Here is a 12959-nt window from a genome sequence, read left to right as displayed (position 1 = left end):
TCACCGCACGTCACATCACGCCGGGCCGCCGTCTCACCCCGCGGCCGGGCCTCCGGAATCGTCCAGGTAGGGGCCCTCGCCGAGGCCGGTGCCGAAGCCCGGGTCGAGCCCGTCGGCCGGGTCGCCGTCCGGTCCCGGCGAGGCCGCCCCGGCCAGCGCCGCCTCCGGCTCGTCCACCACGGACTCGACCGCCTCCACGGCCCCGAGCATCGACTCGACGACCGGGTCCGTCACCGGGAACGGGCCGCTCGGCGACACCGACATCCCCGCCGGACCGGACCGGGCCACCGGGTCCAGCAGCGCCTGGTACGGCCCCACGGCCTGGGCGCCGATCGCCCGCAGCGCCGCCCACATGGTGACCTGGTTCGCGGACAGCACGGGCATCCGCAGCTCCGCCTCCAGCTGCGGGATCACGTCGTAGGTCGGCAGATTGGTGCAGCTGATGAAGAGCGCGTCGGTGGCCCCGACGACCGCCTGCCGGGCCATGTCGACCACATCGCGGTACGGCACCTTCCAGATGTGCCGGGTCAGTCCGAGATACGCCCGCCCGGTGACGGTCATCCCGCCCTCGGCCAGATACTCCTCCAGCGAGTCGGTGACCGACCGGGTGTACGGCGTCACCACCGCGATCCGCCGGGCGCCGATCTCCCGCAGCGCCTCCAGCAGCGCGCCCGAGGTGGTCAGCGACGGGATCTCACCCGCCTGGGACATGGCCGCGCACATCGCGCGCTCCCCGGCCACACCGCCGACGAAGCTGCCCGAGGTGCACGCGTACGCCACCACTTCCGGTGCGACGGCGGCCAGCGCCTGCACCGCGTCGTGCAAGGTCTCGTGCTCACTGACGAGCCGCGCCAGGTCGAGGCTCACCTCGACGGGTACGAACGGGGTACGGGTGAGGTGGAGGGATACCTCGTCCGGCACCCAGCGCCACAGCTCACGGTCGAGTGCGAAGTCGAACGGTGCCACCACACCCACGCCGCGCTGCGGCTGTGGGCCACCCAGAAAAGAGACGTCCAAAGCGAGCCCCAATACGGAAACGGAGGGACTGGACCATTGGCCAGAGATTTGGATGGAGAGAGCCGGCCTGATGCCGGGGACGCCGGGACAGAAGCCGTTGTTGACGACGGTAGTTTCCGCTGCCTAGCGTGGTCAATCCTCAAACTGAGGCGCCTGCCCCCTCCCTCTCCAGGCAAACCCATCCACGTTTCGAAACGGTTTCCCGCCTATGTCCGAAAGCACAGTTGTCGTCTTCGGCGACCAGCCGCCGGTCCACCTGGACCGAGTGGCCGGCCGGGCCAAGGTGCTCGTCTGTGACGAGAATTCGCTGCCCCAGGCGCTCCCCACCGCGGATGTGCTCCTGGTGTGGGACTTCACCTCCGACGCGGTCCGCGACGCCTGGCCCGGCGAGGGCCCCAGGCCGGCGTGGGTCCATACCGCGAGCGCGGGGGTGGACCGGCTGCTCTGTCCCGAACTCGTCGCGTCCGACACCGTATTGACCAATGCTCGAGGAGTCTTCGAGCAGCCGATCGCGGAGTACGTGGCCGGTCTGGTGATCGCCATGGCCAAGGACTTCCACGGAACCTGGGAGCTGCAGCGGCAGCGACGCTGGCAGCACCGCGAGACCATGCGGCTGGCCGGAACGCGCGCCGTGGTCGTGGGCGCGGGTCCCATCGGCCGGGCGATCGGCGCCACGCTGGCCGCGCTCGGCGTCGTGGTCGACCTGGTGGGCCGCACCGCCCGGCAGGGCGTGCGCGGCGGCGACGAGCTGCCCGAGCTGCTTCCGTCGGCCGACTGGGTGGTGAGCGCGGCGCCGCTCACCGACGCCAACCGCGGCATGTTCGACCGCACCGTCTTCGACCGGATGAAGCCCTCCGCCCGGTTCATCAACGTCGGCCGCGGCCCCCTGGTCGTCGAGAAGGACCTTACGGCGGCCCTGGTCGCCCGGCGGATCGCCGGCGCGGCCCTGGACGTCTTCGAACACGAGCCGCTGGCCTCGGACGATCCCCTGTGGGACGTGCCCGGACTGTTCGTCTCGCCCCATATGAGCGGCGACACGGTCGGGTGGCGCGACCATCTGGCCGACCAGTTCCAGGACAACTACGAGCGCTGGTGCGCGGGCGAACCACTGCTCAACATCGTCGACAAACGCCTCGGGTACGTACCGGTGGACTGATCGCAGGACCTGAACGGAGAGCCGGATGACCGATATTCACGACCTGACAGCCGTTCAACTCGTCGAGCGCTATGCCTCCGGCGAGCTCTCCCCCGTCGAGGCGACCCGTGCCGTCCTCCACCGGATCGAGCAGATTCAGCCGGAGGTGAACGCCTTCACCCGGGTGGACGCCGAGGGCGCGCTGCGGCAGGCGGAGGAGTCCGCCGAGCGGTGGCGGCGCGGGGCCCCGGTGGGCCTGGTGGACGGCGTCCCGGTGTCGGTGAAGGACATCCTGTTGCAGCGCGGCGCCCCCACCCTGCGCGGTTCGCGGACCGTACGGCCCGAGGGCGGGGCGTGGGACGAGGACGCGCCCTCGGTGGCGCGGCTGCGCGAGCACGGCGCGGTGTTCGTGGGCAAGACCACGACCCCGGAGTTCGGCTGGAAGGGCGTCACCGACAGCCCGGTCCACGGGGTCACCGGCAATCCGTACGACCCCCGGCGGACCGCGGGCGGCTCCAGTGGCGGCAGCGCGGCCTCGGTCGCGCTGGGCGCGGGTCCGCTGAGCCTGGGGACGGACGGCGGGGGCTCGGTCCGCATCCCGGCGGCCTTCTGCGGCGTCTTCGCGCTGAAACCCACCTATGGGAGGGTTCCGCTCTATCCGGCGAGCGCGTTCGGCACCCTGGCCCATGTGGGGCCGATGACCCGGGACGCGGCCGACGCGGCGCTGCTGATGGATGTGATCTCCGGTCCGGACTGGCGCGACTGGTCCCAGCTGGGGCCCGCCGAGGGCGGCTTCCGGGAGGCGCTCACCGCCGGCGGGGGCGGGGTGGACGGCCTGCGGGTCGCCTACAGTCCCGCGCTCGGCGGCGCGGCCGTGGTCGATCCGGAGGTGGCCGCGTCGGTGCGGCGGGCGGTGGATCTGCTGGCGGAGCTGGGCGCGGTGGTCGAGGAGATCGACCCCGGGTTCGAGGACCCGGTGGAGGCGTTCCACACGCTGTGGTTCAGCGGCGCGGCCCGGGTGGTGCAGCCACTGGGGCAGGAGGACTGGGAGCTGCTGGACCCGGGGCTGCGCGAGATCTGCGCCCAGGGGGCGTCGTACAGCGCGCTGGACTATCTGGCGGCCGTGGATGTGCGGATGGCCCTCGGTCACGCCATGGGACGGTTCCACTCCGCGTACGACCTGCTGGTCACCCCCGCGCTGCCGATCACCGCGTTCGAGGCGGGGGTGGAGGTGCCCAAGGGGTCGGAGCACACCCGGTGGACCGGCTGGACGCCGTTCACCTACCCGTTCAACCTGACCCAGCAGCCCGCGGCGTCGGTGCCGTGCGGCCTCAGCGGCGCGGGCCTGCCGATCGGGGTGCAGCTGGTGGGCGCGCGCCACGCGGACGCGCTCGTGCTGCGCGCGGCGCACGCGCTGTTCGAGGCGGGGCTGGCGGACGGGGTGCGCCCGCCGGCGGCGTAAGGCCCGTTGCGGGTGCTGACGACGTAAGGCCCATTGCCGATGCTGGGGCCGGGCCCGGTTGCCGGTGCGGGGCCCGGGCCCGGGGCGGAAGCCGCCCCGGGCCCGGTCCATGCGCCGCGCCTGCCACAAGCCGAGCGCCCGCGCCGGGCACAAGCCGAGGCCCGGCACCCGGCGCGCGCCGACGGCCCGCACCCGGCGCGAGCCCATGCGCTACGCCCGGCGGAAGTTCAGTGTCTCCCCCAGCGCCCCCGCGCGCCACAGGTCCTGGCAGGCGTCGGCCATGCGGTCGAGGCCGTCCACGATCGTGCCCCAGACGATCCCGGGCACCCAGCCCGCGTCACCGTTGATCAGCAGGTTGTTCCGCTCGTAGAAGAGCGCCAGGTCGATCACCTGCCGCCGCCCCTGGTGCTTGGCCTCGGTCTCGTATCCGTACGACTTGGTCCCGAGCTGGGTGTCGGTGAAGGTGAAGTAGCACAGGTCCCCGGGGATCGGGGTGATCGTCGGGTTCTCGAGGGGCGGCTCCTCGGGCGCGAAGGGGGGCAGCAGCGTGTAGATCTCGTTGCGGGCGTACTTCGCGTGATACACGTCACCCCCGAGCGGCAGAGCGTTCCACACCGCGTCGCAGGTGATCGGCGCGCGATCGTCAAGGAGCTTGGCCGTGCAGCTCACCCCGCGCTTGTCGAGCGAGACCTCGATGAACCGGTCGGCTCGGTCAACCATCGATCTTTCCTCCAGGTCGCTTCGGAACCAGTCCTGTCCCAGGGGACTACCCAGGCATCGGCTGTATCAAGGGCCGGAAACGGCCCGCATACATTTGCGTGAGTCGGGTAGCCGCGCGCCCATGGCTCCACCACGTGGGAAAGACACCGATAGCAGAGAAATAGCAAAAATGGGCCCAAGCCGCCGCGCTCTTCTCGCCGGCGGTGCGGCCCTGGGCCTGCTGGGCGCGGCCGGCTGCAGCCGGGTGTCCGGTTCGGGCGCCAAGGACGGGGGCAATCTGCTGGAGCGGCTGCGGTCGCAAGGGACAGTCCGACTGGGAATTGCGGGGGAGATCCCATTCGGCTACATCGACGAGAACGGCGAGTTCACCGGCGAGGCGCCGGAGATCGCGAAGATCATCTTCAAGCGGCTGGGCGTGCCCAAGGTCCAGCCGGTGCCGACCGAGTTCGGCTCACTCATCCCGGGCCTTCGCTCGCAGCAGTTCGACGTGGTCTCGGCGGGGATGTACATCAACCCCGAGCGCTGCGCGCAGGTGATCTTCTCCGACCCCGACTACCGCATGCGTGACGCGTTCATCGTGCGCAAGGGGAACCCCAAAAACCTGCACAATTACGAAGATATCTTCAAGAAGAAGGCCAAGATGGCCACCGGCACCGCCTACGCCGAGATCGGCTATGCGGAGGACGCCGGGATCAAGCAGAGCGACATGCTGATCCTCCCGGACCAGCTGGCCGGGCTGCTGGCCGTGGAGCAGGGCCGGGCCGATGTCTTCGCGGGCACGACCGTGACCGTCCACAACGTGGTGAAGCAGCGGAACAGCCAGCGGGCCGAGGCCACCGAGCCGTTCCAGGCGTACGTCGACGGCAAGCCGGACATCGGCGCCGGCGGCTTCGCCTTCCGGCCGGAGGAGACCAAGCTCCGGGACGCCTTCAACGTGGAGCTGCACAAGATGAAGAAGAGCGGCGAGCTGCTGCGCGTCGTGCGGCCCTTCGGCTTCACCAAGGAAGAGATGACCGATCTGACCGCCAAGGAGCTGTGCTCATGACGGCCGGGCTGTGGGAACACTGGCTTCTTCCGGGCATCTGGATCACCATCCAGCTGACCCTGTACAGCGCGGTCTTCGCGGCCGTCGTGGCGTTCGGCATCGGGATCGCGCGCACCTCCCCGCTGTGGATCGTCCGCTTCCTGACCGGCTTCTATGTGGAGGTCTTCCGCGGCACCTCGGCCCTGGTGCTGATGTTCTGGCTGTTCTTCGTGATGCCGCTGGCCTTCGAGTTCCAGCTGGTGCCGATGTGGGCCGCGGTGCTGGCGCTGGGCCTCACCTACGGGGCGTACGGCTCGGAGATCGTGCGTGGCGCGATCGCCGCGGTGGCCCCGGCTCAGCGTGAGGCGGCCATCGCGCTCAGCTTCACGCCCGCACAGCGGATGCGCAGGGTGATCCTGCCGCAGGCGATCCCGGAGATGATCCCGCCCTTCAACAATCTGCTGATCGAGCTGTTGAAGGCGACCGCCCTGGTCTCCGCGGTGAGCGTCGCCGACATCACCTTCGCCGCCCAGCTCTCGCGGCTGGCGACCGGTGACAGCCTGGAGATCTACGCGATCATCCTGGTCCTCTACTTCGTGCTGGCCTTCGTCCTCACCCGGCTGATGCGGCTGCTGGAGCGGCGCGCCAAGGCGGGCATCGGCCAGGCCCCGGTGGACTCCGGCAAGCGCCCGCTGATCACCCGGAAGCTGTCCTCGCGCCAGGAGGCCGAGCAGTCGTCCAACATCATCACGGCGGGAGGTGCCCAGTGAGCTGGAACTGGGATGTCGCGAAGGACTTCCTCCCCGAACTGGGCAACGGACTGCTGATCACCCTGGAGGCGACCGCCCTGGGCTCGGTCCTGGCGTTCGCGCTCGGCCTGGTGTGGGCGATGGCCTTCCGCTCGCCGACCCGCTTCGTCCGCTGGCCGGTGGCGGCGGTCGTGGAGTTCATCCGCAACACGCCGCTGCTGGTGCAGCTGTTCTTCTTCTACTACGTGCTGCCGACCTGGGACATCAAGTTCTCGGCGCTCACCACCGGGGTGATCGCGCTCGGTCTGCACTACTCGACGTACACCGCCGAGGTCTACCGGGCCGGTATCGACGGTGTGCCCAAGGGCCAGTGGGAGGCGGCGACCGCGCTCAGCCTCTCCCGCGGCCGTACCTGGACCGCGGTGATCCTGCCGCAGGCCATTCGCCGGGTGGTGCCCGCACTGGGCAACTACGTCATCGCGATGCTGAAGGACTCCCCGATGCTCGCGCTGATCGGCGTCGTCGACATGCTGCAGAAGGCGCGCGCGGAGGGCGCGTCGTCCTTCCAGTACATCGAGCCCTACACGATGGTCGGCATCGCCTTCATCCTCATCGCCTATCCGGCATCCCTTCTGATGCGAGCCCTGGAGCGTCGTCTTGGCCACTGAAACCGACCACACGAACCCTGCCGTGGACGGCAGTGAACTGATCCGCTTCGACCAGGTGACCAAGCGCTTCGGCAGCAATACGGTCCTGGACAACCTGGACTTCTCGGTCTCCTCCGGCAAGCACGTCACCCTGATCGGCCCCTCGGGCTCGGGCAAGACCACGATCCTGCGGCTGCTGATGACGCTCATCAAGCCGGACGAGGGCACGATCAAGGTCGACGGCGACTATCTGACCCATGAGGACAAGGCCGGCAAGCTGGTCCCGGCGGGCGAGAAGCACACCAGAGAGGTGCGCAAGAAGATCGGAATGGTCTTCCAGCAGTTCAACCTCTTCCCCAATATGCGGGTGCTGCGGAACATCACCGAGGCCCCGGTGAATGTGCTGGGCCTCGGCAAGGACGAGGCCGAGACCCGCGCCCGGGAGCTGCTCGATCTGGTCGGCCTCGGCGACAAGTGCGACGCGTACCCGACGCAGCTGTCCGGCGGGCAGCAGCAGCGGGTGGCGATCGCGCGGGCGCTGGCGATGCGGCCGCAGGTGATGCTGCTGGACGAGGTGACATCGGCGCTGGACCCGGAGCTGGTGGCCGGGGTGCTGGATGTGCTGCGTGACATCGCTCACACAACGGACATCACCATGCTCTGTGTCACCCATGAGATGAACTTCGCGCGGGACATATCCGACGATGTACTGATGTTCGACGCGGGCCGGGTGATCGAGTCCGGACCGCCGGAGAAGATCTTCACCGAGCCGGAGCACGAGCGGACGAGGGAATTCCTGAGCGCGGTTCTCTAGCCCTTCGGCCGGATCGCTCGCCCCTTGCCGAGCAGATCATCCGGCTCCTGCCGGGCAGATCATCCGGCCCCTGCCGGGCTGATCGTCCGGGCCCGGCCGGGCCCGGTCCGGCGCTGCCCCCGCGACCCTCCCGCGGGGGCACGCCATCGTCATATGCCGAGGACATACGCCCCAGCTGACCGGGGTCGATGCGCCTCGGCAATATCCTCAACAGCCGATCCGGATAAGCCCCTTGGCGGTTATCGTGATAGAAAGCCACGCCAACCTGCGAGGGGGGAAATCGTGGCGCTCAGGCCCGAGCCGACCGCGCCGTTCCACTCGGTGCAGCACGCCCTCCGCATCCTGGAGGTCGTCGCCAAACACTCGTCCGGCGTCAGCGACATCATGCTCGCCAGGGAGACCCGGCTACCGGCCCACCAGCTCGCCGATCTACTGCGGATGCTGCGCCGCGAGGGCTATGTGGAGCAGATCGCCGACGGCGCCTACGTCGGTGGCAGCGCCCTGACCCTGCTGGGCTCCGCCGCCCCCGACCGCGGCCACGCCGTCCGGGACAAGCTCCAGCAGTCGCTCATCACCCTGCGCGACTCGGTGGGCGCGGCGGTCTATCTCAGCCGCTATATAGACGGCGAAATCAAGATCACACAGTATGCGGACGGGCCGCGCACCCCCAAGGTCAACGAGTGGGTGGACTTCCGCTCCGCCGCCCACGCCATGGCGCTCGGCAAATGCCTGCTCACCCAGCTCGACCACGACAGCCGCCGCGACCACCTCGCCCGCCACAAGACGGTGCGGCTCACCTCCCGGACCACCACCAACGAGAGGGTGCTGTTCCACAAGCTGGACAGCCAGCCCGTCACCGTACCCGTCCTTGACTTGCAGGAATACGCGGTCGGCACGGTCTGTGCGGCGGTTCCGATCAGCGCCGGGCGCTCGGTGGGCTGTCTGGCCCTCTCCCTCCCCCTGGCCCATGCCCACCGGCTCCGCCAGGCCGCCGACGCCCTCAACCGCGAGGCGGCCCCGATGCTGCTCTCCCTGTCCATCTGAGTCCAGCTGCGCGTGGTCAGAACCACCCCTCCGGGCCGGGTAGTATTTACGTTGTCAGCAGGCGCCGCTAGCTCAGTTGGTTAGAGCAGCTGACTCTTAATCAGCGGGTCCGGGGTTCGAGTCCCTGGCGGCGCACAACTGATCAAGCGAATGGCCCGGGTGCTCTCCACAGCCCCGGGCCATTCAGCGTGCCCCCCCGCCGCGCACCTCGAGCGAGTCCAGCAGCTCACCCGTGGCGGCGGCGATGGCCTCGACGGCCTTGTCGAACGCCTCCGCGTTGTGGGCGGCCGGCTGGCGGAAGCCGGAGATCTTGCGGACGTACTGGAGGGCCGCGGCGCGCATATCGGCGTCGGTGACGGAGTCGGCGTAGGGCGGGCGGAGCGTCTTGATGGATCTGCACATACCGATGACGGTACGCCGGGGGTACGACAGCCCCTGGGCCGTGGCGGATCTTTCCCCTCCCCGCCCCTTCCCGTAACTGGGGCTCCGCCCCAGACCCCGCTCCTCAATCTCCCCCAGCTACCGCTGGGAGGTGCCCCCTGGAGGGGCTGGAAGGCGGGGCTCCGTCCCAGACCCTGCTCCTCAAACTCCCCCAGCTACCGCTGGCAGGTGCCCCCTGGAGCCCCTGGTACACCTAAGCCGTCTCGGGGCTGCCCAGGACGAAGGCGCGGATCAGGTCGGCCAGTGGGCCCGGCTGGTCCTGGGGGATCAGGGTGTAGCTGTCGGGGATCTCCACCAGGGTGCCGCGGGGCAGCAGACCGGCCAGGCGGAGGCCGTGCTCGGGCGGCATGACGCGGTCCTCGGACGCCCAGGCCACCAGGGCGGGGCGGTCGAAGGTGCGCAGGGCGTCGGCCCAGTGGAGCAGTTCGTTCACCGGTGGCACGCCGAGGACGTACTTCCGCAGGTCGCGGCGGACCTCCGGGGAGGTCCACAGCGGCTGGAACCAGGCGTCCATCACCTCGCGGTCGACCGGGCGCTTGGTCATCCGGCCCCAAGTCATCGGCAGCCGGCGCAGAGGCGCGAGCTTCAGCAGCTTGAAGGCGGCGTTGAGCCCGCCCGGCAGCTTCGCGGCCAGTCGCAGATTCTTGCCGGGCAGCCCGGGCGGGTAGTTCTCGAACGCCTCGCAGGAGGTGATCACCAGTCGGCCGATCCGCTGGTCGCGGCCGTCGGCGACCAGCGCCTGCGCGCCGCCCCAGTCGTTCATGGCCAGCGTGACATCCGTAAGGTCGAGCCGGTCCAGGAACTCGGCGACCAGCCGGGCCACCCCGAGCACCGACAGATCCGCGTCGGGCCGCATCGGGCGGCGGTGCCCGCCCAGGGGGAGGGTGGGGATGACACAGCGGATGCCGGGGGCCAGCGCGGCGACCACCTCGCGCCACAGGGAGCCGTCCATGGCGACGCCGTGCAGCAGGACCGCGACGGGGCCCTCGCCTCCCGTGTCCTCGTACTCGATGGTGCCCGCCGAGAGTTCCACCTCGAGATGCGGCATGGCGCCGACTGTACTCGGGGGGATCAGCCCAGAGGCAGACCAGCCAGCGTCACCGCAGGACGCGTCGCGCCACCGGACGCGGCCTCGTCCCGTACGGCCTCTTCCCTTACGGCCTCTTCCCTTACGGCGGTGTCCCGTACGCCCTCGTCCCTTACGGCGACCGCCGCGTGGTAGCCGGGCGGGGCGTCGAGGTCGGCGAAGGCCCAGCCGCGCGGGCCGGGCGGGGCGCCGGCCGGGGCCAGGCCCTCGGCGAGCCCGACGTGGTGGGCGCCGATCCCGCCCGGCAGCCCGGTGCCGATGCCCTTGAGGTACGCCTCCTTACGGACCCAGCAGCCCAGGAACGCCTCCGCCCGCAGCTCCTCCGGAAGCGCGTCGATAGCCGCCCGCTCCCCGGGGTGCAGCTGCCCGACCAGCCCCGTCAGCCGGTCCCCGGCGCGCTTGGGGTCCCGCTCCTCGACATCGGCGCCGACGGGCGCCCCGGCGACGGCGCACAGGGCCGCGTCCCCGGAGTGGGAGAGGGAGAAGTGCAGCGCGTCCTCGCCCGCCAGGGCCGGGCGGCCGTGCGGCTTGTCGCAGTCCGGCATGCCGCAGGTCTCCCGGGTGAACGCGACCTCGGCCGGGTCGATACCGAGGTAGCCGCCGAGCAGCGTCCGCAGCCCCACATGGGAGGTCACATAGCGCTCGCGCAGCAGGTCGGACCGCAGCCTCGCCGCGCGCTCCCGCTCGTGCTCGTCCAGCATGCCCTCCGCGACGGCGGCGGCAGCGGCGGCGTAGGGCGGGATCCGCAGCAGCCATACGGCCACCTCACCGGGGCCGGGGCGGTCCCCGGGGCCGGGCAGGGCGCGGACCGGGGCCCATCGCCGGGGCTCGGGTGCGGGCTGAACCGGGCTGGTGAAGGACACTGTTCGGTTTCCCCCCGTGTTATCGGCCGATGACGCGCTCGCCGTGGACGTACTGGTGGACGTACTGACGGTACAGCGGCGCGCACGGCGCGCCGTGGGTGCCCCGCCGTCGGAACGCGCCGCCACGACCGCTTCATACGCCCCCAACGCCCTTGCCACAAGGTCACGTTGCCGGCCGCGGACACCCGGTGACTTAGGCCACGTTCCCGTACCGGCCGACGCGGTCACCTGCCCGTCCGCACTACGATCGCGCACGTCCGGGCACAATCGGTGATGGGGGTTTTGACGACCATGGCGACGGGATTCCTGGCCAAGGCGGCCTCAGCGGTGACCCTCCCGGTGGCACCGCTGTACGGCGCCTTCCTCTCGTACATGATCTTCCACCCGCCCCGCAGACCGCATCACAAGACCCCCGCCGACCTGGGGCTGACCAGCACCGACGTCAACGTTCCGCTGAACGGGCAGCAGGGCCGCGGGCTGCATGTCTGGCTCATCCCCGGCGACGCCGAGCGGGTCGTGGTGCTCGGACACGGCCTGGGGCTCAGCAAGTCCGCGAGCCTGGCGCACGCGCGGCTGCTCAGCGAGGCGGGCTACACGGTCGCCATGTTCGACCACCGCAACCACGGTAAGAGCGTCGCGGACCGGGCGGGCTGGGGCATGAGCGACCGTCACACCGACGATGTGGTCGCCGTGGTGCGGCACATGCGGTCGATGGACGAGTACGCCGCGGCGCGCATCGCGATCTACGGCTTCTCGATCTCCACCTTCCCCTCCTTCTACATGCTCAAGAGGGAGGACTGCCCGGTCGACGCGGTGGTCTTCGACAGCGGCCCGGCGCTGGAGCTGGCCCCGCTGTTCCGGAACTTCGTCGCGGCCGGCGGGGTGCCCATCCCCGGCCCGCTGGGCGCCGGTCCCTCCCGCCCCGTCGTGGAGTCGGTCGCCTCGTCGGCGGCCGTGGCGATGCTGCGGGTGCAGTGGCCGCCGCCGCTCGGGGGCGCGTACGAGCGCACCCCGATGCTCTTCCTCGCCGGTGAGCTCGACACCATGATTCCCGCCTCGGGGGTACGGGCGCTGGCCGAGCGCTATCCGCTGGCCGAGGTGCACACCCTGCCGGACACCGAGCATCTGCAGGGCATCAAGACCCAGCCGGAGACCTACGCGGAGACCGTCCTGGGCTTCCTGGAGCGGACGCTCAAGGACTGACCCTTACGGTGGGCCCGGCCCGGCCGGGCCCACCGTAAGGACGCCATGGCGGCGGGTCAGTCCTTGAGTTCGCAGATGACCGCGCCCGCGCTGACCGAGGCGCCGACGTTCGCGTTCAGGTTCTTGACGATGCCCGCGCGGTGGGCGTTGAGGGGCTGCTCCATCTTCATGGCCTCCAGGACCACGATGAGATCGCCTTCGGCCACGGTGTCGCCCTCGTTGACGGCGACCTTGACGATGGTGCCCTGCATGGGCGAGGCCAGGGCGTCGCCGGAGGCGGCGGAGCCGGACTTCTTGACCGCCTTGCGCTTCGGCTTCTTCGAACCACCCGAGCCCGCGGCCTCCCCGGGCGACACCGCCAGGCCGAGCACCGCCGGGAGGGAGATCTCCAGCCGCTTGCCGCCGACCTCGACCACCACGGTTTCGCGGGCGGTGGGCTCTTCGGTCTCGTCCGGCCCGGCTGGGGTGAAGGGGGTGATGGTGTTGTTGAACTCGGTTTCGATCCAGCGGGTGTGGATGGTGAACGGTTCGCTGGTGAAGGCCGGGTCCGTCACGACCGCTTGGTGGAAGGGGATCGCGGTGGCCATGCCCTCGACCTGGAACTCGGCCAGGGCGCGGGCCGCGCGCTGGAGGGCCTGGGTGCGGGTGGCGCCGGTGATGATCAGCTTGGCCAGCAGCGAGTCCCAGGCGGGGCCGATGACGCTGCCGGACTCCACGCCCGCGTCCAGCCGGACGCCCGGCCCGGCGGGCGGT

Annotated in this window: 14 protein-coding genes and 1 tRNA gene; 9 read left to right on the top strand and 6 right to left on the bottom strand. The window is 70.6% G+C overall.

Annotation, left to right across the window (positions count from 1 at the left end):
- Window positions 1-33: 33 nt before the first annotated feature.
- Window positions 34-1017, bottom strand: coding sequence for a maleate cis-trans isomerase family protein (locus JK364_RS08035; protein ID WP_201849035.1), 984 nt, complete (start codon window positions 1015-1017; stop codon window positions 34-36).
- 208 nt (window positions 1018-1225) lie between these two features.
- Between JK364_RS08035 and JK364_RS08030 the strand changes: the two genes are divergently transcribed.
- Window positions 1226-2173 carry a D-2-hydroxyacid dehydrogenase gene (locus JK364_RS08030; RefSeq protein WP_201849033.1) on the top strand — a complete coding sequence of 316 codons (948 nt, stop codon included), beginning with the start codon at window positions 1226-1228 and terminating at the stop codon, window positions 2171-2173.
- A gap of 25 nt (window positions 2174-2198) precedes the next feature.
- Window positions 2199-3614 (top strand): amidase, encoded by a 1416-nt coding sequence (locus tag JK364_RS08025; RefSeq protein WP_201849032.1) that lies wholly within the window; start codon window positions 2199-2201, stop codon window positions 3612-3614.
- 210 nt (window positions 3615-3824) lie between these two features.
- On the opposite strand, the gene JK364_RS08020 is transcribed toward JK364_RS08025, so the two are convergent.
- On the bottom strand, window positions 3825-4334 hold the full coding sequence (locus JK364_RS08020) for a DUF3830 family protein (RefSeq protein ID WP_201849030.1): 510 nt from the start codon (window positions 4332-4334) through the stop codon (window positions 3825-3827).
- Between the two features lie 121 nt (window positions 4335-4455).
- Between JK364_RS08020 and ehuB the strand changes: the two genes are divergently transcribed.
- From ehuB to JK364_RS07990, 6 genes are all read left to right on the top strand, one after another.
- Window positions 4456-5379, top strand: coding sequence for an ectoine/hydroxyectoine ABC transporter substrate-binding protein EhuB (ehuB, locus tag JK364_RS08015; RefSeq protein WP_372461925.1), 924 nt, complete (start codon window positions 4456-4458; stop codon window positions 5377-5379).
- A complete protein-coding gene (ehuC, locus tag JK364_RS08010; RefSeq protein ID WP_201849026.1) occupies window positions 5376-6128 on the top strand; it encodes an ectoine/hydroxyectoine ABC transporter permease subunit EhuC in 753 nt (250 codons plus the stop codon). The genes ehuB and ehuC overlap by 4 nt, the downstream gene beginning before the upstream one ends.
- The gene (gene ehuD / locus JK364_RS08005) at window positions 6125-6775 is read left to right on the top strand and encodes an ectoine/hydroxyectoine ABC transporter permease subunit EhuD (protein ID WP_020871050.1); all 651 of its coding nucleotides are present in this window, start codon (window positions 6125-6127) and stop codon (window positions 6773-6775) included. The genes ehuC and ehuD overlap by 4 nt, the downstream gene beginning before the upstream one ends.
- Before the next feature lie 22 nt (window positions 6776-6797).
- The gene (gene ehuA, locus JK364_RS08000; RefSeq protein ID WP_201849780.1) at window positions 6798-7568 is read left to right on the top strand and encodes an ectoine/hydroxyectoine ABC transporter ATP-binding protein EhuA; all 771 of its coding nucleotides are present in this window, start codon (window positions 6798-6800) and stop codon (window positions 7566-7568) included.
- 282 nt (window positions 7569-7850) lie between these two features.
- Window positions 7851-8612 (top strand): IclR family transcriptional regulator domain-containing protein, encoded by a 762-nt coding sequence (locus JK364_RS07995; RefSeq protein WP_201849024.1) that lies wholly within the window; start codon window positions 7851-7853, stop codon window positions 8610-8612.
- A gap of 61 nt (window positions 8613-8673) precedes the next feature.
- Window positions 8674-8747 (top strand) — tRNA-Lys (locus JK364_RS07990).
- A 48-nt stretch (window positions 8748-8795) separates the two neighbouring features.
- Here the strand turns inward: JK364_RS07990 and JK364_RS07985 are convergent.
- From JK364_RS07985 to JK364_RS07975, 3 genes are all read right to left on the bottom strand, one after another.
- Complete coding sequence (locus JK364_RS07985; protein WP_201849022.1) at window positions 8796-9014, bottom strand: DUF2277 domain-containing protein; 219 nt, start codon at window positions 9012-9014, stop codon at window positions 8796-8798.
- Between the two features lie 232 nt (window positions 9015-9246).
- Window positions 9247-10101, bottom strand: coding sequence for an alpha/beta fold hydrolase (locus JK364_RS07980; protein ID WP_201849020.1), 855 nt, complete (start codon window positions 10099-10101; stop codon window positions 9247-9249).
- A gap of 23 nt (window positions 10102-10124) precedes the next feature.
- A complete protein-coding gene (locus JK364_RS07975) occupies window positions 10125-11003 on the bottom strand; it encodes a 4'-phosphopantetheinyl transferase family protein (protein ID WP_201849019.1) in 879 nt (292 codons plus the stop codon).
- A 291-nt stretch (window positions 11004-11294) separates the two neighbouring features.
- On the opposite strand from JK364_RS07975, the gene JK364_RS07970 reads away from it, so the two are divergent.
- Complete coding sequence (locus tag JK364_RS07970) at window positions 11295-12206, top strand: alpha/beta hydrolase (protein WP_201849018.1); 912 nt, start codon at window positions 11295-11297, stop codon at window positions 12204-12206.
- A 56-nt stretch (window positions 12207-12262) separates the two neighbouring features.
- Here JK364_RS07970 and JK364_RS07965 read toward each other — a convergent pair.
- Window positions 12263-12959: biotin/lipoyl-containing protein (locus JK364_RS07965; RefSeq protein ID WP_201849017.1), on the bottom strand; the 697-nt coding region annotated here is incomplete at its 5' end.

Source organism: Streptomyces endocoffeicus (assembly GCF_016741935.1).
In the GTDB taxonomy this organism is placed as follows: Bacteria; Actinomycetota; Actinomycetes; order Streptomycetales; family Streptomycetaceae; genus Streptomyces; species Streptomyces endocoffeicus.
This window is presented reverse-complemented; position numbering and strand designations above follow the sequence as displayed.